We start from the raw sequence: 26182 nt of genomic DNA on the forward strand, positions 1-26182 counted from the left end.
CCGCACCGCTGCCACACGGTCTCGACGATGGTGCTGTGCCCGCCTCGCGGCGGACGAGTTTACTGTCGAGGACAGCGGCTAGCGGACAGCCACCTCACGAGTCCGATTGCTATACAAGTCTGGACCACCTCCTTTCCCGTGTACCGCCACGCTATCCAGCCCTCGCGCCCCGGGCAACGGATTTCGATCACACGGCGCCCGGGAATGGCGGGCCGAGGCTCAGGAGTTCTCGGCGATGCCGATCGGGCCCTCGCGGGGGCCCTCCTCGCTGGCCGGCTGCACCGCCAGCGACGGGAAGTCGGCCAGGTCGCCCTCCGGCTCGGCGTCCCACTCGGGGAAGACCAGGTCGCTCTGGAGGTAGAGGCAGAGCAGTTGGGTGAGCTGGCGCAGGCCCTCCAGGTGGGTGCGCTCGTGCCCGTGGGTGGCGTCCACGCCGAAGCCGAGCAGCGCCACCCGGGCGTGCGCGCCGGCCTCCACGGCCGCCGCCACGTCCGAGCGGTAGTACTCGAAGACGTCGCGGACCAGGTTTACCCCGTGCTCGGCGGCGATCGAGGCCAGGTTGCGGGTCAGGTGGTAGTCGAACGGGCCCACCCCGTCGCCCATGGCCAGCGTGGCCGCGTCCTCGCGGGACTGCTGGCCGGGCGCGACCACCGCCGCGTCCACCGACACGATCTCCGCCACGTCCGGGTCGAGGCCGTGGGACGCCCCGTGCCCAATCTCCTCGGTCACGGTGACCAGCAGGTGCGCGGTGACCGCCGGGCGTACGCCGGCGTCGACCATCGCCTTGAGCGCGGTGAGGACCGCGGCTACGCCGGCCTTGTCGTCCAAGTGCCGGGACTTGACGTACCCGCTGGGGGTGATCGTCGGGTTCGGCAGGAAGGCCACGAAGTCGCCCGCGTCGATGCCGAGGGCGCGCAGCCCGGCGACGTCGGAGACCGGCTCGTCGACCCGGACCTCGACGTGCTGCCAGCCGACGCCCTGCAGGTCCACGTCGTCGTTGTAGCGGTGGCCGCTGGCCTTGAGCGGCAGCACCTGGCCGGTGATCACCCGCTCCAGGTCGTCGGTGAAGATCCGCACGTGCGCGCCCTCGGCGAACCGGGCGCTGTGCGTGCCGATCGTCTTCAGCTCCAGCCGGCCGTTCTCCTTCAGCCGCTTGACCATGCCGCCGATGGTGTCGGTGTGCACCACGATCGCCCGGTCCGCGCCGGTGGACCGGGGGCCGGGCAGGCAGGCGCTGAGCGCGCCGCGCCGGGTCAGCGTGGAGGGGATGCCGAGCGCGGAGAGCCGCTCGCCGACGTACTGCTGCACGTGGTCCGTACGCCCCGACGGGCTCGGGATCTCCAGCAGCTCCAGCAGCACCTGGCGTAGGTAGTCCAGGTCGATCTCCAGGGGCCTCGGGCTCACGCGGCACCTCCCGGGCCGGCCGGGGTCCAGAGCCGCTGCGGCGCCCGGGTGCCGGGGAAGAGCAGGTCCACGAAGCGCTCGGCGGTCGGCTGCGGCTCGTGGTTGGCCAGGCCGGGCCGCTCGTTGGCCTCGATGAAGACGTGCTCCGGCCGGTCCGGGGCTTCGACCAGCAGGTCCAGCCCGGTGACCGGGATGTCCAGCGCCCGGCTGGCCGCCACGCAGGCCTCGGCGATCGCCGGGTGCAGCGCGGCGGTGACGTCGTGGATGGTGCCGCCGGTGTGCAGGTTCGCGGTCCGGCGTACGGCCAGCACCTGCCCCTCGGGCAGCACGTCGTGCAGCTCGTGGCCGGCCTCGGCGAGCACGTCGCGGGTCATGTCGTCGAGCGGGATCCGGGACTCGCCACCCGTGGCGGCGGCCCGGCGGCGGCTCTGCCGCTCGATCAGCTCGGCGATGTCGTGCACCCCGTCGCCCGTGATCGAGGCGGGTCGCCGGATCGCCGCGGCCACCACCTCGTGGTCGATAACGATGACGCGCAGGTCCTCGCCGGCCCGCATCTCCTCGATCAGCACGTCCGGGCAGAACCGGGCGGCCAGCTCGACGGCGGCGGTCAGCGCCTCGGGGCTCCGTACGCCCACCGTGATGCCGTTGCCCTGCTCGCCCCGCGCCGGCTTGACCACCACCCGGCCGACCTCGGCGAGGAAGGCGGCGTCGCCGCCGTCGCCGGTGGCGGTCCGGCCGCGCGGCACGGACAGCCCCGCCTCGGTGAGGATCCGGCGGGTGACCCGCTTGTCGTCGCAGCGGCTCATCGCCACCGCCGACGTCAGCTCCGACAGCGACTCGCGGGTCAGGACGGTCCGCCCGCCGTTGCTCAGCCGCAGCTCACCCCAGGCCGGGTCGGTGACCTCCACCCGGATGCCGCGCCGCATCGCCTCGTCGGCGACGATCTTCGCGTACGGGTTGAGCTGGTCGTACCCGTCGGGCGTGGCGGGCAGGAAGAGCCGCTCGTTGATCGGGTTCTTCCGCTTCACGCAGAGCGTCGACGTCCGGTAGAAGCCGAGCCGCTCGTAGAGCCGGATCGCCCCGGCGTTCTCGGCGAGCACGGAGAGGTCCACGTACGCCCGGCCCCGCTCGACCAGCCGGGTGGCCAGCGCGGTGATCAGCGCCTGGCCGGTGCCCGGCGGCGCGGTGTTGAAGTCGACGGTGAGGCACCACAGGCTGGCGCCGTTCTCCGGATCGTCGAAGACGGCGACGTGGTCGACGCCGGTGATGGTGCCGACGATCTCGCTGGTGGCGTCCTCGGCCACGAGGTGCAGGAAGCGCTCGGTGCGGGCGTTGGCCACGAGCACGTCGACCCCGGCGGTGACCATGCCGTTGCGGGCGTAGATCCGGTTCACCGCGTCCGCGTCGGCGGCGTCGGCCAGCGGTCGGATGGTCAGCCCCGGGACGTCGTCGTCCCCGGTCGGCCGGTCGCCGCCGAGCGGCAGCCGGTAGGTCAGCGACGGATCGATGAACAGCTCGTCGGGCAGCCGGGACACCAGCACGTGCGGGTCGCGCAGGTAGATGCAGATGTCCCGGGAGCCGGCGGCCTCGGAACGCAGCACGGCGGCGACGGCGGCCTGGTCGGCGAAGGTCTGCCCGAAGACGAGCCGCCCCCAGCCGCAGTCCAGCACCACGTCGGTGTCGCCCTCGCGGGTCGGCGGCTCCGCCGGTCCCGGTGCCATCGGGTCGCCGCCGGGGCCCACCCGCTCCCGTCGCCGGCCGTTGCGCAACCGGTCGGACCGGGCCGCGCCGGTCGCCAGGGTGTCGGTCACGGTCAGTCGATTCCGTGGCTCTGGAGCCACATTTCCAGGAGTCCGAGTTGCCACAGCTTGTTTCCGTTCAACGGGGTCAGTTCGGCGTTCGGGTCGGCGAGCAGGGCGTCGACGTAGTCGGCGCGGAACAGGTCGCGGCGGCGGGCCTCGGGCGCGGAGAGCGCGTCGCGTACCCGGTCGAGGAGCTTGCCCTCCAGGTGGGTGAGGCCCGGGACCGGGAAGTAGCCCTTCGGGCGGTCGATGACCTCGTGCGGCAGCACCCGGCGGCCGATCTCCTTGAGCACGCCCTTGCCGTCCTGCGCCAGCTTGAGCTCCGGCGGGCAGCTCGCGGCGAGCTCGACGAACTCGTGGTCGAGGAACGGCACGCGGGCCTCCAGCCCGTGCGCCATGGTCATGTTGTCCACCCGCTTGACCGGGTCGTCGGTCAGCATGACCTGGGTGTCGATCCGCAGGCCGGCGTCGACGGCGGTCTCGGCGCCGGCCCGGCCCAGGTGCGCGGCCACGAACTCCCGCGCCGGGTCGCCGTCGGTCAGCCAGGCCGGGTTCAGCACCCGGGCCAGCCCGGCCGCGTCCCGGTCGAAGAAGGCCCCGGCGTACGTGTCGAGCGCCTGGTCCCGGCCGATCCGCGCGAGCGGCGGGTACCAGTGGTAGCCGCCCAGGATCTCGTCTGCGCCCTGGCCGGACTGGACCACCTTGACGTGCTGCGACACCACCTCGCTGAGCAGGTAGAACGCCACGCAGTCGTGGCTGACCATCGGCTCCGACATCGCGGCGACGGCCGCCTCCAGCGGCGGCACCAGGTCGGCGGCGGCCACCCGGATCTGGTGGTGGTCGGTGTCGAACGTCTTCGCGACGAGGTCGGAGTAGCGGAACTCGTCACCCTCCCGGCCGCCGACGGCGTCGAAGCCGATGGAGAAGGTGGAGAGCCCGCGCTGGCCCTCGCCGGCGAGCAGGGCGACCACCAGGCTGGAGTCCAGGCCGCCGGAGAGCAGCACGCCCACCGGCACGTCGGCGACCATCCGCCGTCGTACGGCGGTGGTCAGCGACTCCAGCAGGGCGTCCTGCCAGTCCTTCTCGGACCAGCCGGCCCGTTCGGCGGAGCGGGTGAAGGCCGGGTCCCAGTAGACCCGCTCGGAGGTGCGGCCGTCCGCCTCGTAGACCCGTACGGTCGCCGGGGGCAGCTTGGTGACCCCGCGCAGGATGGTGCGCGGCGGCGGCACGATGCTGTGGAAGCTCAGGTAGTGCGCGAGCGCCACCGGGTCGATGCCGGTGTCGACGCCGCCCCCGGCCAGCAGCGCGGGCAGGGTGCTGGCGAAGCGCACCGCGCCGGGCGTCTCGGCCAGGTAGAGCGGCTTGATGCCGAGGCGGTCCCGGGCCAGCACCAGCCGGCCGGTGTCCCGCTCGCTGATCGCCACGGCGAACATGCCGATGAGGTGGTCGACGAAGTCGAGCCCCCACTCGGCGTACGCCTTGAGCACGACCTCGCTGTCGCCCGAGGAGAAGAACCGGTGGCCCTTGGCCTGGAGTTCCTCGCGCAGCTCGCGGTAGTTGTAGATGCACCCGTTGAAGACGCCGGCCAGCCCCGCACCGGGGTCCACCAGCGGTTGCCCGCTCGCGGCGGAGAGGTCGATGATCTTCAGACGTCGGTGTCCGAGGGCCGTCGGGCCCTGGGCCCAGACGCCGCTGTCGTCGGGCCCCCGGTCGCTCATCGTGGCCGCCATGCGCTCCACTGCCGCCACGTCGGCGCGCGAGCCGTCACGGCGGAACTCTCCCGCAAGTCCGCACATGCCAGGCAATGCTGCCAGAGGGCGGCGAGGATTGCCCGTTGGGCTGATAACAGTTTCTTGAAGATTTGCTACACTGCGCGATTTCGTCACGGCACGTGTCGGCCCTGGTGGCGGACCGCGTCGCGAGTGACGACCGGGGCGGTTTCGCACCGGGACAGATGTGATCGACCGCTCAGTTCCGGTAGCGCGGAGCCGCTCGGTTCCGGTGGTGCGGAGGCCGCTCGGTTTCCGGAGTGCGGGGCCGCTCTGTTCCGGTTTTGCGGAGGCCGCTCTGTTCCGGGAGAGTGCGGAGGCCGGCGCGGCTGACGCCGTGCCGGCCTCCGTGGTGTGCCGCTGGGCTCAGCCCGAGGTGCGGGCGACGCCCACCGGGCAGCTCAGCCCGTTCGGGCCGTGGTTGCAGTACCCGTTCGGGTTCTTCGTGGGCGCCAGGTACTGCTGGTGGTGGTCCTCGGCGAAGTAGTAGTCGCCGAGCCGCTCGATCTCGGTGGTGATCTCGCCCTTGCCGGCCCGCGCCACGATCGGCGCGAACGCGTCCCGCGACGCCTGCGCGGTGGCGAACTGCTCGTCCGTGGTCACGTAGATCGTCGAGCGGTACTGGGTGCCCACGTCGTTGCCCTGGCGCATGCCCTGGGTCGGGTCGTGGTTCTCCCAGAAGACCTTCAGCAGGTCCTCGTAGCTGATCGTGGTGGGGTCGTAGACCACCTGGACCACCTCGGCGTGCCCCGTCATGCCCGAGCACACCTCCTCGTACGTCGGGTTCGGCGTGATGCCGCCCGCGTAGCCGGCGGACGTGGTGATCACGCCCGGCAGGGTCCAGAACAGCCGCTCGGCGCCCCAGAAACAGCCCATGCCGAACACGGCCACCTGCGAGCCCTCAGGGAAGGGGCCCTTGAGCGGGGTGCCCAGCACCTCGTGCCGATCCGCGATCGGCATCGCGATCAGGCGACCCGGCAGGGCCTGATCGGTGGTGGGCAGCTCGGCCTTCATGCGGCGCAGGAACACGGTGGGACTCCTCTCGTACCTCTCCCAGCGTGCAACACCGCCGGACTCACCTTCCTTACCCGCTCCGCCCACACTCAGGCGGGCCGCCGCCGAAACCGGCGCGAGGCGCCACACAAGGCGCCGCGCGGGTTGCGGCGTCGCTACTTTGAGTGATGCCGACTGCCGGCGGGGCCGGACCCCCCCTTCGCGCGCTTTGCTCTGCATCCTCATGCGCACCGGTTACCGCCAGTGTCGGCGGACTTCGCTGCGCTCGCATCCCCATAGCGTGTCGCCGCAGGTCAGAGCCGTGGTGCGGATGTGGATGCAGAGCAAAGGGGAAAAGTGACACTGTGGCCGCCGCGCGCGGCCGTCACAGAACGTAGGGGAGTGTCATCGTCACTCTCGGTGGCGTGGGGGACCTTCAGGAGGCGACGCGGGCAGGGCACGGCCGCGCCCGCCGGGAGTGCGTCGGCCGCTGGAGTGCCGGGGCCAGCGGGCCGCTGGGTGCGCCGCGGTCCGTCAGAGCGCCACGGTGATGCGGGCGGCGTAGGCCTCGCCCTCGGCGTCGTCGGCGTAGCGGGTACGGGGCCAGAAGAAGCCGCGCAGGCCGTCGCCCTTCGTCCGCGGCACCACGTGGGTGTGCAGGTGCGGGACGGACTGGGACACCTTGTTGTTCATCGCCACGAACGTCCCGCCGGCCCCCGTGCCGGCCTCCACCGCCACCGCCAGCCGCCGCACCAGGCCGAAGTAGCCGGCCAGCGCCTCGGCGGGCAAATCGGCGAGGCTGACCAGGTGGGTGCGTGGCACCACCAGCACGTGTCCCTTGAAGACCGGCCGGGTGTCCAGGAACGCCACCCCGTCGGGCTCGTCGACGACCCGGAAGGCGGGGACCTCGCCCGCCACGATCCCGCAGAACACGCACCCGCTCACCCGTCCAGGCTATGCCGGACCCCACGACGGGGGCGGGCCGCCCGGCCCGACCACCGCGCCGGCCTGCCGCGCGCGGGTACGGCACCACCGTTCCGTTCCAGCCCTCGGGACGGGGCATTAGCCTCACGGGATGAGTCACGGCTTCGACACGCTCGCCATCCACGCCGGCCAGGACCCAGAGGCCCGCACCGGCGCGGTGATCCCTCCGATCTACCAGACCAGCACCTACGCCCAGGACGCCGTCGGCGCGCCCCGGCTGGGCTACGAGTACAGCCGCTCCGGCAACCCGACCCGCGACGCACTTCAGGAGTGCCTCGCCGCGCTGGAGGGCGGCCCGGTCGGGCTCGCCTTCGCCAGCGGCCTGGCCGCCGAGGACACCCTGCTGCGTACCGTCTGCAAGCCGGGCGACCACGTGGTGATCCCCGACGACGCGTACGGCGGCACGTACCGGCTCTTCGCCCGGGTGGCCGAGCGCTGGGGGCTGGACTTCACCCCGGCGAAGGTCTCCGACCCCGACGCGGTCCGGGCCGCCGTCGAGCCGGGCCGGACCCGCATCGTCTGGGTGGAGACCCCCACGAACCCGCTGCTCGGCATCGCCGACATCGCCGCGCTGGCCGGCGTCGCGCACGACGCGGGCGCCCTGCTGGTCGTCGACAACACGTTCGCCTCGCCGTACCTGCAGCAGCCGATCGCGCACGGCGCGGACGTGGTGGTGCACTCCACCACCAAGTACATCGGCGGCCACTCCGACGTGGTCGGCGGCGCGCTGATCGCGGCGGACGCCGGACTCGGCGAGGAACTGCGCTACCACCAGAACGCGATGGGCGCGATCAACGGCCCCTTCGACGCGTGGCTCACCCTGCGCGGCATCAAGACCCTGGGCGTACGCATGGACCGGCACTGCGACAACGCCGAGCGGATCGCGGCGTACCTGGACGGGCACGCCAAGGTCGGTCAGGTCATCTACCCGGGGCTGCCCGCGCACCCGGGCCACGAGGTGGCCGCGAAGCAGATGCGCCGGTTCGGCGGCATGATCTCGTTCCGGGCCGCCGGCGGCGAGGAGCACGCCGTCGACATCTGCAACCGGACCGAGCTCTTCATTCTCGCCGAGTCGCTCGGCGGCGTGGAATCCCTGATCGAGCACCCGGGCCGGATGACACACGCAAGTGCTGCCGGCTCGCCGCTTGAAGTTCCCGGCGATCTCGTGCGACTGTCTGTCGGCATCGAGACGGTCGACGACCTGCTCGCCGATCTGGAGCAGGCGCTGGGCTGACCGCTGGCAGGGAGGGTGGCCGTGCAGGACATCATGCCGACCTGGGTGGGGGCGACCGCCAAGCAGATCGCCAGAGGCGTACGCCGGGGCGACGTCACGGCCACCCAGGTCGTCGCGGACCACCTGGACCACATCGCCCGGGTCGACGCCGACCTCGCCGCGTTCCGCGCGGTACGCGGCGGGGAGGCGATCACCGAGGCGGAGAAGGTCGACGAGCAGGAGGACCTGGCCAACCTGCCGTTGGCGGGGGTGCCGGTGGCGGTCAAGGAGAACACCGCCGTCGCCGGCCTGCCCACCTGGAACGGGTCGGCCGCGGTACGCAGCGGCGTGGCCGAGGCCGACCACGAGGTGGTCCGCCGGCTGCGCGGCGCCGGGGCGGTGATCCTCGGGGTGACCCGGATGCCGGAGCTCGGCCTGTGGGGCAGCACCGACGACGAGACGGCCGTGACCCGCAACCCCTGGGACACCCGGCGTACCCCCGGTGGCTCGTCCGGCGGCGCGGCCGCCGCCGTCGCCGCCGGTCTGGTGCCGATCGCCCACGCCAACGACGGCCTCGGCTCGATCCGCATCCCGGCGGCCTGCTGCGGCCTGGTCGGGCTCAAGCCGGGCCGGGGCGTGGTCCCCTGCCAGCTCGGCGCGGACGACTGGTTCGGGCTCACCGAGCACGGCATGCTGACCAGCACGGTCGCCGACGCGGCCGTCGGCTTCTCGGTGCTGGCCGGCCGCCGCCCGGACAAGCTGGTGCCGCCGCAGCGGCTGCGGGTGGGCGTCTCGCTCCGCTCGCCGGTGCGGGGCGTGCACGCCGACGCGCCCAACCGCGACGCGGTCGCCGCCGCCGGCCGGCTGCTCGCGGCCGCGGGCCACGACACCGTGCCGGCCGATCCGGTCTACCCGACGGCGGTGGGCCTGCAGGGCATCGCCACCTGGTTGGCCGCGGCGGCCGCCGACGTCCGCGCCGCCGGGTTGGACCGGCGCGGCCTCCAGCGGCGCAGCCGCCGGCACGTCGCCCTCGGCGAGTGGGCGCAGCGGCGCGGGTACGTCCGCGAGGCGGACCGGGCCGCCTGGCGTGAGCGCTCGATCGGCTTCTTCGCCGACCACTCGGTCGACCTGCTGCTCACGCCGGCGCTGGCGACCGTGCCGCCGGAGGCCACCGGCTGGGCCGGCCGGTCCTGGCGGGCCAACATGCTGGCCAACATCCGGTACGCCCCGTTCGCCGCGCCCTGGAACATCGCCGGCCTGCCCGCCCTGGTGGTGCCGGTCGGCCGCCGCCCGGACGGGCTGCCGGTCGGCGTGCAGCTGGTCGGGCCGCCCGGCAGCGAGCTGCTGCTGCTCGGCGTCGCCGGCCAGTTCGAGATGCAGGCCCCCTGGTCCCGCCACGCCCCCGGCTACCCCCGCATCCCCGCCGCCGTCTGACAGGTGGCGTGCGCGCGCCGGCGCGGGTGGCGGGTGGCACGATCAGGGCATGACGGAACTGGTCGGTCTCGACGACGTACGGGCCGCGCGGGAACTGCTCGCCGGCGTCGTCCGCACCACCCCGCTGGAGCCCTCCCGGCCGCTCAGCGCGGCGCTGGGCGGGCCGACGTGGCTCAAGTGCGAGAACCTGCAACGCGCCGGCTCGTACAAGGTGCGTGGCGCGTACGTGCGGATCTCCCGGCTGTCGGAGGCGGAGCGGGCCGACGGCGTGGTCGCGGCGAGCGCCGGCAACCACGCCCAGGGGGTGGCGCTCGCCGCCGGCCTCGTCGGCACGCACGCCACGGTCTTCATGCCGGTGAACGCGCCCCTGCCGAAGGTGGCCGCCACCAAGGGGTACGGCGCGCAGGTCGAGCTGGTCGGCAACACCGTCGACGAGTCCCTGGTCGCGGCGCAGACCTACGCCGAGCGGACCGGGGCGACGCTGATCCACCCGTTCGACCACCGGGACGTCATCGCCGGGCAGGGCACGGTGGCCCTGGAGATCCTCGAACAGTGTCCCGAGGTCAGGACGATCATCACCGGGGTCGGCGGCGGCGGCCTGGTCTCCGGCATGGCGGTGGTGGCCAAAGCGCTGCGGCCCGACGTACGCGTCATCGGGGTGCAGGCAGCCGGCGCCGCGGCCTTCCCGCCCTCCCTGGCGGCCGGCGAGCCGGTGCGACTGCCGGCGTTCGGCACCATCGCGGACGGCATCGCCGTCGGCCGGCCGGGGGAGCTCACCTTCACCCACGTCCGCAAGCTGGTGGACGAGATCGTCACGGTCTCCGAGGAGGACATCTCCCGCGCGCTGCTGATGCTGCTCGAGCGGGGCAAGCAGGTGGTCGAGCCGGCCGGCGCGGTGGGCGTGGCCGCGCTGCTGGCGGGCCTCGTCGAGGTGGAGGCGCCGGTGGTGGCGGTGCTCTCGGGCGGCAACATCGACCCGCTGCTGATGCTCCGGGTGATCGAGCACGGCCTCGCCGCCGCCGGGCGCTACCTGCGGGTGACCGTGCGCTGCTCGGACCGCCCGGGCCAGCTCGCGTCCTTGCTCGGCGAGATCGCCGAGCACCGGGCGAACGTGGTGGACGTGGAGCACCAACGGGCCAATCCGCACCTGCGCCTGGGCGAGGTGGAGGTGGCCCTGTCGGTGGAGACCCGGGGGGTCGAGCACTCCGACACGCTGATCAGCGCGTTACGGGCCAGCGGCTACCAGGTGGTCTTCGCCGGCGAGGCGTGACACCGGGAACGGTGCCACGCCTCGCCGGGTCGCTCGTCGTCGCCGCCCCGCCGGGTGGGTGCCCGGGCGGCCGTGCCGTCCGGGTCACCCCCGGGGCGGCGGTGCGCCCGACCGGTCCAACCCGGGCGGGCGGCGGAGGCTCAGCCGGAGAACGGCTCGAAGCTGACCACGGTCACCTTGATGTCGGCCCCGCTGGGGGCGGTGTAGGTGCAGGTCTGGCCGGCCCGACCGCCCAGGATCGCCTTGCCCAGCGCCGACTCCGGGCTGTAGACCGTCAGCTCGGTGGTCGACGCGATCTCCCGGGAGCCGAGCAGGAAGGTCTCGGTGTCGTCCTTGTCGTCGTCGAAGTAGATCGTCACGACCATGCCGGGCGACACCGCGTCGGCGGCCTGGGCGCCGCCCACCTTGGCGGTGCGGAGCAGCTCCTTGAGGTAGAGGATGCGCCCCTCGGCCTTGCCCTGCTCCTCGCGGGCGGCGTGGTAGCCACCGTTCTCCCGCAGGTCGCCCTCCTCGCGCCGGGCGTTGATCTCGGCGGCGATGACCGGCCGGTTGGCGATCAGCTCGTCGAGCTCGGCCTGGAGCCGGTCGAATGCGTCCTGGGACAGCCAGGTGGCGGGCGCCTCGTTTCCAGTGGACACAGGCGTTCTCCTCGTTCGTGCGTGCTGGCTGACAGGTGAACTTCCAAGTTACCAGTGCCGTACGACACAGGGTGCGCTCGAACACCGGCGGTGCCGCCGGCTCCGAGGCGGCCGGCGGGGCCCGCGCCGGTGCGTCCGGCCCGCGTCGTGCCTGCTCAGCCGGGGGGCCGGCAGCGCACCACCTCGCCGATGAAGGGCCGGGCGGTGGTGGCCAGCCGGTGCTGCGTGGTCACCTGCCGCTGGCCGGGCCGGGCGGTCACGGTCACCTCTTCCCGGCCGACCTCGGCGCCGTCGCGGTCCCGGGCGCGCAGCAGGCAGACCGCCGAGCGGCCCTCCGGCACGGTGACCCGGAAGTCGACGAGCACCTGACTGTCGGTGATCCCGGTGTAGGTGATCACCTTGGCGTCGTAGTTCGGGTCGCCGTACTGCCGGTAGAGCCGCACCGCGACCAGGGTCATGACCGCGACCAGGGCGACCACCAGCAACGCCGTCAACAGCGGCCGGCGGCGCCCGGGCTCCCGGCGGCGGCCGTACCGGCCCGGCGGGAAGGCCGGCGCGCCCGGCGGAAGTGTGGCGTGCGTCTCGGTCACCGGCGGGTATCTCCTGGCGTCGTTGTCGGCGGCATCGGCAAGAATGGCAGAGTTCCATCTTCCCAGCCCGTCCCGTCGTCAAATATGACAGGTCGGCACCGGCAGGTCCCGGCGCGGGGGGAGGATTCCGGCAGGTCAGCCGGGCGGTCCTGCGGGGGGTCCGCCGGCCGGCAGAGACGAGGAGCGCCGACGTTGGCAGAGCGACTGCGACTGATGGCCGTCCACGCACATCCCGACGACGAGTCGAGCAAGGGCGCCGCGACCATGGCGAAGTACGTCGCCGAGGGCGTGGACGTCCTGGTGGTCACGTGCACCGGCGGCGAGCGCGGCAGCGTGCTCAATCCGAAGATGGACCGGCCGGACGTCTGGGCCAACATCGCCGAGGTCCGCCGGGCGGAGATGGACGCCGCGCGGGCGATCCTCGGCGTCGAGCAGGCGTGGCTCGGCTTCGTCGACTCCGGGCTGCCCGAGGGCGATCCGCTCCCGCCGCTGCCCGAGGGCTGCTTCGCCCTCCAGGACGTCGAGGTGGCGGCCGGCCCGCTGGTGCGGCTGATCCGCGAGTTCCGTCCGCACGTCGTCACGACGTACGACGAGGAGGGCGGCTACCCGCACCCCGACCACATCATGACCCACAAGATCAGCGTGGCCGCGTTCGAGGCCGCCGGGGACCCGGAGCGCTATCCGGAGCTGGGCGAGCCGTGGCAGCCGCTCAAGCTCTACTACGACATCGGCTTCTCCAAGGGCAAGATCATGGCGCTGCACGAGGGGCTGCTCGCCGCCGGCCTGAACTCGCCCTACGAAGAGTGGATCAAGCGCTGGGAGGACCGCCCCGACAAGGGTCCCCGCATCACGACCCGGGTCGAGTGCGCCGACTACTTCCCGGTCCGCGACGACGCGCTGCGTGCCCACGCCACCCAGATCGACCCGGACGGCTTCTGGTTCCAGGTGCCGATGGAGATGCAGAAGCAGGCGTGGCCGACGGAGGACTTCGAGCTGGTCCGCTCGCTGGTCGACAGCCCGCTGCCCGAGTCGGACCTCTTCGCCGGGGTGCGCGAGACGGTCCATGCCCGCTGATCCGGCGCCCGGCTACCCTGGTCACCAACCGCACACCGGAGGAACGCCATGCTGACCGCTGCACAGGTGCTCGCCCAGAACAACTTCGGGGACACCCGCACGGGTGGCCTGGCCGGGCCGATGGGCCTCTTCCTCATCCTCGTTCTGGCCGCCGCCACCGTCCTGCTGATCCGCAACATGAACTCCCGGCTGCGTCGGCTGCCCGACCGGTTTCCCCAGCAGGGCCCGTCGGTGACCCCCGACCGGGCGGACGCGGCAGTCGTCGATCCGACAGAAGGCGCGCAGGCGCAGGATTCATCCTCCGCCGCTCCCACCGGGCGCCAGCAGCGTCGCAACGGCTAGGCCGTCCATGATTCACGTCGAACCCGGTGGTCGCCCCCTGTTGCGGCCACCGGGTTTGCCTTAGCCTCTCGCCGGGGGGACCAAGAGTTCCCGAGCCGTGCGCGGGAGGGGGCGCCGATGACCACCACACCAGCGGCCGCCCGTCGTACCGGCGAGCGGCCCGCCGGCGGAGCGGCCCGGTGACCTCCGGCAGGGCCGGCGAGTCGACCGACCGGCTCGGAGCCCGCGGCACCCCCGCGCGGCTGCTCCTGCTCACCGCCGCCGTCGCGCTCACCGCATTGATCGCCGCCGGGCTGGGGTGGACCGCGCCGACCCGCCTCCCCGCCGACGACCCGCTCGGCGGGCCGGCCCGGTTCGGCCTCGCCGTCGGCGTGTTCGCCGTCGCCCAGCTGGCCCGGCTGCGGTTCCGCACCGCCGCCGGGATGGTGAGCATCACCTGGGGCGAGGCGGCGCTGATCATCTGCCTCTACCTGACGCCCCCCGGCTGGCTCCCCACCGCCGCGCTCCTCGGCGCCGCCCTCGCCTGGTCGGCCATGTCGCTGCTCGGCGACCGGCGGCCGGTGCTGGAGGTCGTCCGGATCACGGCTTCGCTGACCGCCGCCACCGCCCTGGCCGTCTCGGTCACCACCCTGCTCGGTGAGCCGCTGCTGGCGACGCCGACCCCGGCGCTCGCCCTGGCCGTGCTCGCGGGCTCGGTCACCTACCTGCTGGCCACCGCCTGGCTCGGCGGCGCCACCCTGGCGCTGCGGCACGGCATTCCCGTCGCGCCGCCGCTGCTCGCCGCGCTGCGGGGCAAGCTGCTGATGTTCGTCGGAAACGTGGCCGTCGGCCTGGTCGTGGTGGCGCTGCTGGAGCTCGACGCGCGCTGGCTGCTGCTGCTCCCGCCGCCGCTCTGGCTGCTCCAGCAGACCTACCGGCACCGGCTCCGCGCCGACCAGGAGCGCCGCACCTGGCGGGCCTTCGCCGAGGCCACCGCCGCGCTCAACCAGCTCGACGAGCGGGGCGTCGCCACGGCCGCGGTGACCGGCGCGCTGACCCTCTTCAACGCCGAACTCGTCGACGTCGACGTGGCCCGGGGCGACGGCCGGTGGCGACGCTACCGGGGCGACCCGGGCGGCCAGCTGGTCGACCGGGAGGTCGCACCGCCCGGCGGGACCGAGCCGGAGGACCACGAGCTGGTGCGCACCCTCACCGTGGGTGCCGCCCGGGTGGGCGAGCTGCGGGTCCGGTTCCCGCGCTGCGCGCCCCCCAACGCCCGGGAACGCGACGCCGTGGCCGCCTTCGGCGACGCTCTCGCCGCCGCGCTGCACGACGCCGCGACCCACCGGGAGCTGCGACTGGTCACCGCCCGCTCGTCGTACGAGGCGGTGCACGACCAGCTCACCGGGCTGGTGAACCGGTCGGCCATGCTCAGCAAGGGCGACCAGGCGCTGCGCCAGCTCGCCCACGACCACCCGGTGGCGCTGCTGCTGCTCGACATCGACCAGTTCAAGGAGGTCAACGACACCCTCGGGCACGCCGCCGGCGACCAGCTGCTGCGGTTGACCGCCAACCGGCTGGGCACCCTCGCCCGACCCGGGGACCTGCTCGCCCGCCTCGGCGGCGACGAGTTCGCCCTGCTGCTGACGTCGGTGCCGGTGATCGGCGACCGGGCCGCCCCGATGGCGTACGCGCTGCGGCAGGCCCGCGAGATCGCCGAGCGGCTCGCCGCGCCGACCGAGGTGGCCGGGGTGCGGATGTCCGTCGAGGTCTCCGTCGGGGTGGTGGTCGCCGACGCCGGCACCGCCGACCTGACCGAGCTGCTGCGCCGGGCCGACATCGCCATGTACCAGGCCAAGGAGGGCGGCGGCAGCGTCGCCGCGTACGACTCCACCCGGGACGCCGCGAGCACCGACCAGCTGGCCCTGCTGGCCGAGCTGCGCGAGGCGCTCAAGACCGACGACCAGCTCGTGCTGGCGTTGCAGCCGGCCGTCGACCTGACCACCGGCGCCCCGACCGGGGTGGAGGCGCTGATCCGCTGGCGGCACCCGCGCCGGGGCTGGCTCGGGCCGCACGACTTCATCCGCCCGGTGGAGAACAGCGAGCAGCTCGGCACCTTCACCCGCTACGTGCTGGACAAGGCGCTCGCCGTCGCCGCCGGCTGGGCCAGGGACGGGCTCGACGTGCCGATCTCGGTCAACCTGTCGGCGCGCAGCCTGCTCGACCCCCGCCTGCCCACCGAGATCGCCGACGCCCTGCGCCGGCACCAGGTGCCGCCGGACCGGCTGGTCCTGGAGATCACCGAGACGGTGGTGATGAGCGAGCTGGAGATCATCGACGAGGTGCTCGCCACCCTGCGGTCGATGGGCGTGCAGCTCGCGGTCGACGACTTCGGCACGGGCTTCTCCTCGCTGACGTTCCTCACCCGGATCGCGGTGGACGAGCTCAAGGTGGACCGTTCCTTCGTGATCCGGATGGCCGACTCCCCGGAGGCGGCGGCGATCGTGCGTACCACCGTCGGCCTCGCCCACGAGCTGGGGCTGCGGGTGGTCGCGGAGGGCGTGGAGACCGCCGAGCAGCGCCTGGCGCTGGCCGAGCTGGGCTGCACCGCCGCCCAGGGCTACCACTTCTTCAAGCCGATGCCGGCCGACAAGATCGGCGCGGTGCTGGGCACCCTCCTCGACGAGGCCCGCCCCAACGTCCTGCCGCTGCGCGCCGACGGCGCCTCCTGACCCACCCCCGACGAGGGCAGGCATCCGCCCGCCGGAGCGCGGGCGGGCGCGTCCCCGGGTGGTTATGGTCGTCGGGTGAACCGACTCGCTGACGCCACGAGCCCGTACCTGCTCCAGCACGCCGACAACCCGGTCGACTGGTGGCCGTGGTGCGAGGAGGCGTTCGCCGAGGCGAAACGGCGGGACGTGCCGGTGCTCATCTCGGTCGGCTACGCCGCCTGCCACTGGTGCCACGTCATGGCCCACGAGTCGTTCGAGCACGAGCAGGTCGGCGCCCTGGTCAACGACGACTTCGTCGCCATCAAGGTGGACCGCGAGGAGCGCCCCGACGTCGACGCCGTCTACATGACCGCCACGCAGGCGATGACCGGGCAGGGCGGCTGGCCGATGACCGTCTTCGCCACGCCCGACGGCACCCCGTTCTTCTGCGGCACCTACTTCCCCCGGGCGAACTTCGTCCGGCTGCTCCAGTCGGTCGCCGCCGCCTGGCGGGACCAGCGCGACGCCGTGATCAGCCAGGGCGCCGCCGTGGTCGAGGCGATCGGCGGCGCGCAGGCCGTGGGCGGGCCCACCGCGCCGCTGGACACCGCGTTGCTCGACGCCGCGGCCGACCAGCTCGCCGAGGAGTACGACGCCACGAACGGCGGGTTCGGCGGCGCGCCGAAGTTCCCGCCGCACATGAACCTGCTCTTCCTGCTCCGGCACCACCAGCGCACCGGCTCGCAGCGGAGCCTGGAGATCACCCGGCACACCTGCGAGGCGATGGCCCGGGGCGGCATCTACGACCAGCTCGCCGGCGGCTTCGCCCGCTACTCCGTCGACGGGCACTGGACCGTGCCGCACTTCGAGAAGATGCTCTACGACAACGCGCTGCTGCTGCGGACGTACACCCAGCTCTGGCGGCTGACCGGCGACCCGCTGGCGGCCCGGGTCGCCGCCGAGACCGCGGCCTTCATGATCGACGACCTGGGCACCCCCGAGGGCGGGCTCGCCTCCGCGCTGGACGCCGACACCGAGGGCGTCGAGGGGCTCACCTACTCCTGGACGCCGGCCCAGCTCGTCGAGGCGCTGGGGGAGGACGACGGCCGCTTCGCCGCCGACCTGTTCGCGGTCACCGAGGAGGGCTCCTTCGAGCACGGCACCAGCGTCCTGCGGCTGGCCCGGGACGTCGACGACGTCGCCCCGGACGTGGCCGCCCGCTGGGAGCGGATCCGGGCCCGGCTGCGCGAGGTACGCGACACCCGGCCCCAACCGGCCCGCGACGACAAGGTGGTCGCCGCCTGGAACGGGCTCGCGGTCACCGCGCTGGTCGAGCACGGCGCGCTCACCGGCGACCCGGTCACCGCCGCCGCGGCCGTCCGGATCGGCGAGGTGCTCGCCGACCGGCACATCGTCGACGGACGGCTGCGCCGGGTCTCCCGGGCCGGCGTCGTCGGCGAGCCGGCCGGCGTGCTGGAGGACCACGGCTGCGTGGCCGAGGCGTTCTGCGCGCTGCACCAGCTCACCGGGGAGGGGCGCTGGCTGACACTGGCCGGCCGGCTGCTCGACGTCGCGCTGGAGCGGTTCGCCGCCCCCGGCGGCGGGTTCTACGACACCGCCGACGACGCCGAGCGGCTGGTCACCCGGCCCGCCGACCCCACCGACAACGCCACCCCGTCCGGGCGCTCCGCGATCGTCGCGGCGCTGGTCGCGTACGCGGCGCTGACCGGCGAGACCCGCTACCGGGAGGCCGCCGAGGCGGCGCTGTCGACCGTGGCGCCGATCGTCGGCCGGCACGCCCGCTTCACCGGCTACGCGGCGACCGTCGGCGAGGCGCTGCTCTCCGGGCCGTACGAGATCGCGGTGGTCACCGACGAGCCGACCGGGGACCCGCTGGTCGCGGCGGCACACCGGCACGCCCCGCCCGGCGCGGTGATCGTGGCCGGCCGCCCGGGGCAGCCCGGCGTGCCGCTGCTCGCCGACCGGCCGATGGTCGACGGGCGGCCCACCGCGTACGCCTGCCGGGGTTTCGTCTGCGAGCGCCCGGTGACGACGGTGGACGACCTGGTCGGCCAGCTCGCCCGGCGCTGAGCCGCACGGCGGCGGCCGTGTGCGATCGGCCATCCGGCGGCGCAGGTGGCGGGGCGCCCCGATAGGCTGGCGCGGCTATGGATTCCCGTACCGGTCTGCCCGTTGTCGGCATGGTGGGCGGTGGCCAGCTGGCCCGGATGACCCACCAGTCCGCGATCGCCCTCGGCCAGTCGCTGCGCGTGCTCGCGCTGGCCCCCGACGACGGCGCCGCGCTGGTCGCCGCCGACGTCCAGTACGGCGACCACACCGACCTCGCCGCGCTGCGCACCTTCGCCAAGGCCTGCGACGTGGTCACCTTCGACCACGAGCACGTCCCCACCGAGCACATCCGCACGCTGGCCGCCGAGGGCGTGAAGCTCTTCCCGCCGGCCGACGCGCTGCTGCACGCCCAGGACAAGCGGGCCATGCGGGAGCGGCTCGGCGAGCTGGGCGCACCGAACCCGGCGTGGCGACCCGTCGCCGAGCCCGCCGACCTGGTGGCGTTCGGCGACGACACCGGCTGGCCGGTGGTGCTCAAGGCGGCCCGCGGCGGGTACGACGGCCGGGGCGTCTGGCTGGTCGACGACGCGGCGCAGGCCGAGGAGCTGGCCACGACCCTGCTGGCCGGCGGCACCCGGCTGATCGTCGAGGAGCGGGTGCCACTGCGCCGGGAACTCGCCGTTCAGGTGGCCCGCTCGCCGTTCGGGCAGGTCGCCGCGTACCCGGTGGTCGAGACGGTGCAGCGCGACGGCATCTGCGTCGAGGTGCTCGCCCCCGCGCCCGACCTGCCGGAGGAGCTGGCGGTCGCCGCCCAGCAGCTCGCCATCGACCTGGCCACCGCGCTCGGCGTGGTCGGCCTGCTCGCCGTGGAACTGTTCGAGGTCGCCGACCAGGCCGCGCCCGGGGGCAGCCGGATCGTGGTGAACGAGCTGGCGATGCGGCCGCACAACTCGGGGCACTGGACCATCGAGGGCGCCCGCACGTCGCAGTTCGAGCAGCACCTTCGGGCGGTGCTTGACTACCCGATGGGGGACACCTCGCTGACCGCTCCCGTGGTGGTGATGGCGAACGTGCTCGGTGGCGCGCCGGGCGGGATGTCGATCGACGAGCGGCTGCACCATCTCTTCGCCGCCGAGCCGGGCGCGAAGGTGCACCTCTACGGCAAGCAGGTGCGGCCGGGCCGCAAGATCGGGCACGTCACGGTGCTCGGCGACGACCTGGACGACGTACGGACGCGGGCCGCGCGGGCCGCCCGCTGGCTGCGCGAGGGGCACCAGTGAGCGCGAGGAGTGAGCTTGCGAGCCCCGCAGTCGCGAACGAAAGGCACACGGGGTGAGCGCGAGGAGTGAGCTTGCGAGCCCCGCAGTCGCGAACGAGAGGCGGACCGCAGTGAGCGTCGTTGGGCTGATCATGGGCAGCGACTCGGACTGGCCGACGATGAAGGCCGCCGCGGAGGTGCTGGACGAGTTCGAGGTGCCGTACGAGGTCGAGGTCGTCTCGGCGCACCGTACCCCGATCAAGATGATCGACTACGGACGCGCCGCAGCCGACCGGGGCCTGAAGGTCATCATCGCCGGGGCGGGTGGCGCCGCCGCCCTGCCCGGAATGGTCGCCTCGGTCACCCCGCTGCCAGTGATCGGCGTTCCGGTGCCGTTGAAGCACCTCGACGGGATGGACTCGCTGCTCTCCATCGTGCAGATGCCGGCCGGCGTGCCGGTGGCCACCGTGTCGATCGGCAACGCCCGCAACGCGGGGCTGCTCGCCGTCCGGATCCTGGCCGCCGCCGACCGCGCCCTGCTCGACCGCATGTCGGCCTACCAGGCCGACCTGGAGCAGCTGGTCGCCGAGAAGGACGCCGCCCTGCGCGCCTCCCTCGCCTGATCCCTCGGCCCGCCGTCTCCGCCCCGCTTCCTCCCTCCCCCCACCTTCGGTCTGGCCCCTGCAGATCGGCCCCGTCCGATCTGCTGCGCCTTCGGGCCGCTGGCATCTTCGGTCCGCTGCGTTTTCGGCCCGCTGGTCTTGGGGCCGCTTCGTCTTCGGCCCGCTGGCGTCTTCGGTTCTCTGGCATCTCCGGTCCGCGTCGTCTTCGGTGCGCCCGTTAGATGGCCCCTCCGCCTGTTGTCGATCCCCCTCTTGTGGCCTCCACCCGTCGGTTTTTTCCGATGGCCGGTACTTCCGCGCGGGGGAGAGGCGGCGGCGGAGGGGTGGGGCAGACCCCGAGGATCGTCGCTGTCAGTGACGAGCGCTCGTGTTACCCAGGGTTACGGCGAGGGCTCGTGACAACAGTGCCCTCTCGGCCCCTTTGCTCTGCAGCCATCCACGCACCGGCCTTCTGGGCTAGGGTTTTGCCCTGGCGCCGATGGTTGAGGCCGCAAGCATCGGTGACGTAGAGCGACTGTTGCGTATATGGCTGCAGAGCAAAGGGGCCGAGGGGCTGATGGCCGTCCCGGCCGGGAATTCACGCTCTGTGGCTCCTGGCTCGGCGGCCGGAACGGCGATCGGGGCGGCCAGCGACCGCCGGGGCCAGCCCGGAGCCGGTCGCGCGGGATGCCGGCTGACTGAAGCGGGCGGCGGGTGCGCCATGACTCGCGGTGCAGCGGCGCAACTCGCGTGCAGCGGCGCGACCTTCCCCAGCCGTCACCGCGTCCGTCGCGGACGCCTACGGCTCTGCCGGTGAGGCGATCCGCTGCGGCCCGGACCCCGGACCCCGGACGGCCGGCGTCCGTGGGCATCCGTCGGCGTCCGTCGGCGTCGGAGGGCGTCTGCGGGCGTCGAACCCGGACCGGGACGGTCCGAGCGCTGCCGGCCGCGACTGCGGGACGATTCAGGCTCGGCCGGCCGGCGTCGGCGGGAGGAACCGGGCCCGAACGGCCGGCTGCCGCAGGGCGCAGCGGGCCCGCCCACGGCGGCAGCCGCGGGCTGGACCCGCCGGCCTCAGCGCATTCCGCGCAGGGCCGTCTGGAGGCGTTCCTGGGCGCGGCGCCGGCGCTCGTTGCTCGCGCCGAGTGCCAGCAGCAGGATGCCGACGGGGATCAGGGCCAGCCACGGCCCGAGGCTGAACAGCGCGTGCACCGCCGCGATCGCGGTCACGGCCGCGCCGACGATCACCGGTGCCTGCTGTTGGCTCATCGATCCGAAGACGAGGACGGCCACCGCGCCGAGCAGCAGCAGCACCTGGCGCAGCGTGCTGGAGTCGGTGGCCAGCACGATCGCCAGGGTGGGCACGAACGCGGCGACCAGCGCGGGCCCGTACGCGACCCAGCTGCTCAGGTCGGGCCGGTGCCGCAGCTCCAGCACGCCGACGAGCAGGGCGAGCGCCGCGAAGGGCAGCGTGTAGGCCTCCGGCAGCGCCACGTCGGCGACCCGCATCAGGATCCACCAGGCGGCGATCTCGCAGACCACGACCGCCCAGAACAGGATGCGCCGCTCCACTGGCCGGCGGCCGGGTCGGGTGGCCGCCACGCCGAGGACCGCGCCCCAGCCGGCCAGCAGGGCGGCGATGTGCCGGGGCGAGTCGAAGGCCAGCGCCAGGGCGATGAGGGCGGCGGCGTACCCGCTCCACTCGACCGTGGCCGCCTCCCGCTGGGCCTCCGGGCGACGCAGCCGGGGCAGGGTCGCGGCGAACACCTGCAGGGCCGCGCCGACGGCCAGCACACCGAACGCGGACCAGACGGCCGCGAGGCCGGCAACCAGGCCGGCGGTGAGCACGAAGAGCTGCGCCATCAGCGAGGCGAACAGCCAGCCGAGGATGCGCGCCCGCTGGGTGATGCCGAAGAGCGCGGCCACCGTGCCGACGCCGACCGCGCCACCGAGGGTGAACAGGGTCAGCTCCCGGGTCGCCAGGCTGCCCACCAGGCCCGCGCTCCCGGCGGCCAGCCCGATGGCGAAGACGAGCACCCGGGTCAGGCGCAGCGAGCGGGCCCGCTCGGCCAGCGGCGGGGGCGGGGTGAGCGCCAGGCCGAGCATCGAGATGGTGAACACGGCCAGCGCCGCCAGGGTGCTCGCCGGCCAGCCGTTGCCCAGCGACACCGGGGTGATCAGCAGGGTCACGGCGGCACCGGGCAGCACCACCGGCACCGCGCGGGAGCGTCGCCCGCCGCTGAAGCCGGTGGCGGCCAGCGCGGCGGTCGCGGTGAGCAGCAGCGCGGTCAGCACGTGGGTCGGGTCGACCGCGTCGGGTGGCGGGGTGAGCAGCTCCGGTGGTGGCCCCTGCCAGACCCGGGCGAGGCTGCGGTGCGGATCGACCAGGGCGACCACCAGGGACGGCGCGATCGACACCAGCGCCAGCGCGGTGGGCAGCGCGGCGGCGGCGAGCGCACCGGCGGCGGGGCTGACCCGCCAGCGGCGCTGCGTCCCGTCGTCGGGCAGCCGCCGCAGCGCGCCGTCGAGCAGCACCGCCCAGCGCCGCACCGGCTGGGCCGCGCCGACCGGCGGTTCGGTCGCGCCCCGGACCAGCTCGGCGAGCACCCCGAGCAGGGCCGCGGCGGCGGCGTAGACACCGACGGGCTGGCCGGCGGGGACGGCCGCCAGGGCGCTCACCGTGGCGCCGCCGGCCACCGCCGCGCTCGTCCAGGGCAGGTACTGCGGGATCCGCCGCCGGACGGCGGCAACCGCGGCCAGGCCCAGGCTCGACGCGGCCAGCGCGGCGGTGAGCACCACCTCCGGCGCGTGCTCGAACTCGGCCGCCAGCGCCGCGACGGCGCCGGGGAACGCGAGCAGGGCGGCGCCGGCCGCGGCACCCCCGATCTGGGCCAGGTGCGGCGGCATCCCCTCGGTCTCGACGTCATCCACCAGCGGTACGGCCAGCGACCGCGCCAGCCCCGCCACCACGACGCCGATCAGCGCGATGCTGCCCAGCGCCAGCGCGGTGGTCCACGGCCGGACCAGTCCCGCACCGGCGGCGTGCAGGGCGACGACACCGGCCACGACCGCCCGGGACAGGCCGGCGCGGGGGTCGACGGCGGCCACGGCGGCAGCCCCGAAGACGGTGGCGACCATCCCGCCGACCAGGACGGGCGACCACCACGCCAGGTCGAACGCGGCCGGCGCGCCGATCGTGGCGAGCACGGCCGCCGCGCCCGACACGTCGTACTTCCACGGTGGCGGCAGCAGGACCGCGGCGGCGACGCCGAGCAGGGCCAGCGCGACCGGGGCCTGCCACGTCGATCCGCCGGTCGGGCCGGCCGGCCAACCGGTCAGGTCCCCGGCCCAGATCGGGCCCGGGGTGGCGAGCACCCCCAGCCCGCCCCGCAGCGCGCTCCAGCCGGCGAGCAGCCCGATCAGCACGCCGCCGACGGCGAGGCCGACGATCGGCCCGCGGCGCCACTCCTCCGGCATCGCCCGCGCGGCCACGGCCACCAGCAGCACCAGCGCGGCGGCGACGGCGAGCTGCCCGCCGGGGGCGAGGACGGCCGCGATCCGGGCCAGGGTGGCGATCAGGGCGGCGGTCACCGCCGCGGCGGCCAGGTCGGAGCCGTCCAGGGTGAGGTCGGAGCGTCGGCCGGCGTCGATGGGGCCGGCGAACACCACCATCGCGGCGGCGACGAGCAGCAGGCCGCCGACCCAGGCGTCGGCGGCGGTGGCCCCCGGGGCCCCGAACGCGGCGGCGGTGACCGTGACCGCGCCGAGGGCGGTGCCCACCGCCAGCGGCGTCGGGATGCGGCGCTGGGAGACCTGCACGATGGCGGCGTAGCCGAGGGTGACGCAGACCGCCAGGAAGCTGGCCGCGAGCACCGGGACGGTGACCTCGCGCAGGCTCGCCGGGGTGGGCGTGGGGTCGGCGGGCACGGTGGCGGCGACGAAGGCGGCCACCGCGCCCGGCAGCGCGAACGCCGCGCCCCCGGCGGCCCACGCCGAGACCGTGTCGGCCGCCGCCGGGGCGAGTCGCATCCGGGGCGCCACGGCGACCAGGACCCCGGCGGCGAACAGGGTGAGCAGGACCGCGGTGGTCAACGCCGGCCGGGCCAGTCCCGCGCCGGCGCCGAACAGGCCGACGCCGGCGGCGGCCGCCGCGTGCGCCAGGGCCGCGCGTTCGGTGCGGGCGGAGAGCCCGACCACCCCGATGCCGACCGCCGTCAGCACCATCGGCCAGGGCGCCACCGCCCACCCGAGGCCGAACGACGCCGGTACGGCGAGCGCGGTCAGCGCCGCGCCGACCACGGCGAACTCCCGGCGGATCTCCGGCGGCAGGGCCAGCACCGCGGCGACGGTCAGCAGGAAGGCGCTGGCGGCGAGCTGCCAGGCGGCCGGGCCCGCGGCCGCCGCCAGCTCCGCCGGGTAGCGGTCCAGGTCGGCCGCCCAGGCGGGCAGCGCGGCCCGGACGGGGGCGACCCCGGCCCGCAGGGCACCCCCGGCGACCACCACTCCGCTGACCGTGAGCGCCACCGCCGAGGCGAGCTGCGGCCCGCGTCGGGCCGCCTCCGGCACCGCCCGGACGGCCAGCCCGGTGAGCGTGATGACCGCCGCGATCAGCAGCAGCGCCCGCCCGGGGAAGGCCACCGAGGCGATCCGGCTCAGCGCGCCGATGACGGCGAGGGTGAAGATCCCGGCGCCGAGGTCGGGCAGCGGCGGGCGGCGCAGCACCAGCGTCCCGGCCAGCCCCACCGCGGCGGCCAGCAGCAGTGCCAGCCCGGCCCCGGTGGCGGCCGGCACGGTGCTCGCGCGGAGCAGGGCAGACACGGCGTACGCGAGGGCGAGGGCGACCGCCACCCCGTGCAGCACCCAGGTCAGCTCGCGCAGCCACGGCACCGGCCGGGTGGCCGGGGCGCGTTCCTGCGCCGGCAGCCCGCCGTCGAGCACCTCGCCGGCCTCCTCGGGTGCCCCCTCCGGCCGGCCGTCGGCGCGGCGCTGCCGGGGCGCGGCCGGGGCTCCGGCGGGCGGGGCCGAGGGCTCGGGCAGGTCCCGGCGGACCGGCCGCTCCACGGTGACCGTCGAACGCGCCAGCCAGAGGTCGAGCAGGGCCACCACGGTCAGCACCAGCGCCCAGCCGCCCGGGCCGGTGATCCGGTCGTACGCCAGCAGCGGCAGCACCGGCTGGGCGGCCAGCACGGTGGCGAACCGGGGGGCGCGCAGCCCTGTCCAGCCCGCGTAGCCGAAGGAGACGCCGGCGGTGACGGCGAAGATGATCCCGGCGAAGACCGCGCCCGAGGCGCCGCCGCTGCCGATCCGGTCCACCGCCCACAGCGCGTAGCCGGCGAGGGGCACCAGGAGCAGGCCGACCGCGGAGATGGTCTCGGCGGTCGAGGTGAGCCCGCGCCGGGCCAGCACCGGCGGGGCGAGCAGCATCAGCACGGTCGCGAGCAGCAGGACGCCCAGCCGGGCCAGCGCGTCCATCGAGCTGGTGGCCACCGCGGCGAAGACCACGGCGGCGACCCCGAGCAGCAGCGCGCCGAGCCCGAGGGGAATGTTCTGCACCTCCCGGGAGGACGCCTCCGGCGGGTGCTCCGGGTCGTCGGCGTCGAGCCAGGTGGCGGTCGACGACGGGGGCGGGGGAGGGGGCGGGTCGTCCGGGCCGGCCGGGGCGCCCTGCCGGGGCACCCGGGGCGGGGCGCCGGTGGCGGCCGTGGGCGGTCGGCGACCCGGGCGGCGGCGCAGCACCCGGCGGGGGCGGGCGGCCTGCTTGAGACGTTCCTCACCGGCGTGGGCGAGGATGTCCCGCTGGAAGAGCGCGGCCTGCATCTTGGCGGCGATCTGCCGTTGCTCGCTGGCGATGGCGGCCTCGCGGGCCTTCATCTCCGCGATGGACCGCTCGATCTCCGCCAGGTGCTCGACCCACTGTGGCTGGTGCGCACCGCAGTGTGGGCAGCTGACAGCCGGTTTGATCTCCCGGCCGCACGAGGAGCACTCAAAGGTCGCCACGACACCCCTCCACCCGCACTGTGGACTACCACCTTGGCAGCATGCCCAATGT

17 protein-coding genes are annotated in these 26182 nt (G+C 74.6%); 9 read left to right on the forward strand and 8 right to left on the reverse strand.

The window, feature by feature from the left end:
- Positions 1-219: 219 nt before the first annotated feature.
- The 5 genes from AB0G08_RS09795 to AB0G08_RS09815 all read right to left on the reverse strand — a co-directional run bounded on the left by AB0G08_RS09795 (position 220) and on the right by AB0G08_RS09815 (position 6913).
- Entirely contained in the window at positions 220-1404 is a 1185-nt protein-coding gene (locus tag AB0G08_RS09795) for an osmoprotectant NAGGN system M42 family peptidase (RefSeq protein WP_358085666.1), read from the reverse strand.
- Entirely contained in the window at positions 1401-3215 is a 1815-nt protein-coding gene (gene ngg, locus AB0G08_RS09800; protein WP_358085669.1) for an N-acetylglutaminylglutamine synthetase, read from the reverse strand. The genes AB0G08_RS09795 and ngg overlap by 4 nt, the downstream gene beginning before the upstream one ends.
- A gap of 2 nt (positions 3216-3217) precedes the next feature.
- Positions 3218-5002 carry an N-acetylglutaminylglutamine amidotransferase gene (locus AB0G08_RS09805; protein WP_358085672.1) on the reverse strand — a complete coding sequence of 595 codons (1785 nt, stop codon included), beginning with the start codon at positions 5000-5002 and terminating at the stop codon, positions 3218-3220.
- A gap of 339 nt (positions 5003-5341) precedes the next feature.
- A complete protein-coding gene (gene msrA / locus AB0G08_RS09810) occupies positions 5342-6004 on the reverse strand; it encodes a peptide-methionine (S)-S-oxide reductase MsrA (RefSeq protein WP_358085675.1) in 663 nt (220 codons plus the stop codon).
- Between the two features lie 498 nt (positions 6005-6502).
- A complete protein-coding gene (locus AB0G08_RS09815) occupies positions 6503-6913 on the reverse strand; it encodes an HIT family protein (protein ID WP_358085677.1) in 411 nt (136 codons plus the stop codon).
- A 130-nt stretch (positions 6914-7043) separates the two neighbouring features.
- On the opposite strand from AB0G08_RS09815, the gene AB0G08_RS09820 reads away from it, so the two are divergent.
- The 3 genes from AB0G08_RS09820 to ilvA are packed head-to-tail and all read left to right on the forward strand — an operon-like array spanning position 7044 to position 10869.
- Positions 7044-8186 (forward strand): cystathionine gamma-synthase, encoded by a 1143-nt coding sequence (locus AB0G08_RS09820; protein ID WP_358085680.1) that lies wholly within the window; start codon positions 7044-7046, stop codon positions 8184-8186.
- Between the two features lie 15 nt (positions 8187-8201).
- Complete coding sequence (locus AB0G08_RS09825) at positions 8202-9599, forward strand: amidase (RefSeq protein WP_358085683.1); 1398 nt, start codon at positions 8202-8204, stop codon at positions 9597-9599.
- Between the two features lie 49 nt (positions 9600-9648).
- Positions 9649-10869, forward strand: coding sequence for a threonine ammonia-lyase (ilvA, locus tag AB0G08_RS09830; protein WP_358085686.1), 1221 nt, complete (start codon positions 9649-9651; stop codon positions 10867-10869).
- A gap of 140 nt (positions 10870-11009) precedes the next feature.
- Here the strand turns inward: ilvA and greA are convergent, their stop codons facing one another.
- Positions 11010-11507, reverse strand: a complete 498-nt coding sequence (gene greA, locus AB0G08_RS09835) for a transcription elongation factor GreA (protein WP_358085689.1) — start codon at positions 11505-11507, stop codon at positions 11010-11012.
- A gap of 155 nt (positions 11508-11662) precedes the next feature.
- Positions 11663-12097, reverse strand: a complete 435-nt coding sequence (locus AB0G08_RS09840; RefSeq protein ID WP_358085692.1) for a DUF4307 domain-containing protein — start codon at positions 12095-12097, stop codon at positions 11663-11665.
- A gap of 192 nt (positions 12098-12289) precedes the next feature.
- On the opposite strand from AB0G08_RS09840, the gene mca reads away from it, so the two are divergent.
- From mca to purE, 6 genes are all read left to right on the forward strand, one after another.
- Positions 12290-13171 carry a mycothiol conjugate amidase Mca gene (mca, locus tag AB0G08_RS09845; RefSeq protein WP_358085694.1) on the forward strand — a complete coding sequence of 294 codons (882 nt, stop codon included), beginning with the start codon at positions 12290-12292 and terminating at the stop codon, positions 13169-13171.
- Positions 13172-13219: 48 nt separating this feature from the next.
- A complete protein-coding gene (locus AB0G08_RS09850; protein WP_358085696.1) occupies positions 13220-13513 on the forward strand; it encodes a hypothetical protein in 294 nt (97 codons plus the stop codon).
- Positions 13514-13755: 242 nt separating this feature from the next.
- The gene (locus tag AB0G08_RS09855) at positions 13756-16224 is read left to right on the forward strand and encodes a bifunctional diguanylate cyclase/phosphodiesterase (RefSeq protein WP_358085934.1); all 2469 of its coding nucleotides are present in this window, start codon (positions 13756-13758) and stop codon (positions 16222-16224) included.
- A gap of 75 nt (positions 16225-16299) precedes the next feature.
- The gene (locus tag AB0G08_RS09860) at positions 16300-18294 is read left to right on the forward strand and encodes a thioredoxin domain-containing protein (RefSeq protein ID WP_358085698.1); all 1995 of its coding nucleotides are present in this window, start codon (positions 16300-16302) and stop codon (positions 18292-18294) included.
- A gap of 77 nt (positions 18295-18371) precedes the next feature.
- Positions 18372-19553 (forward strand): 5-(carboxyamino)imidazole ribonucleotide synthase, encoded by a 1182-nt coding sequence (locus tag AB0G08_RS09865; RefSeq protein ID WP_358085701.1) that lies wholly within the window; start codon positions 18372-18374, stop codon positions 19551-19553.
- A gap of 109 nt (positions 19554-19662) precedes the next feature.
- The gene (gene purE / locus AB0G08_RS09870) at positions 19663-20154 is read left to right on the forward strand and encodes a 5-(carboxyamino)imidazole ribonucleotide mutase (RefSeq protein WP_311414331.1); all 492 of its coding nucleotides are present in this window, start codon (positions 19663-19665) and stop codon (positions 20152-20154) included.
- A gap of 1053 nt (positions 20155-21207) precedes the next feature.
- On the opposite strand, the gene AB0G08_RS09875 is transcribed toward purE, so the two are convergent.
- A complete protein-coding gene (locus AB0G08_RS09875) occupies positions 21208-26130 on the reverse strand; it encodes a permease (protein ID WP_358085704.1) in 4923 nt (1640 codons plus the stop codon).
- Between the last annotated feature and the right edge of the window lie 52 nt (positions 26131-26182).

This window comes from Micromonospora sp. NPDC023644, assembly GCF_040640115.1.
Lineage (GTDB): Bacteria > Actinomycetota > Actinomycetes > Mycobacteriales > Micromonosporaceae > Micromonospora.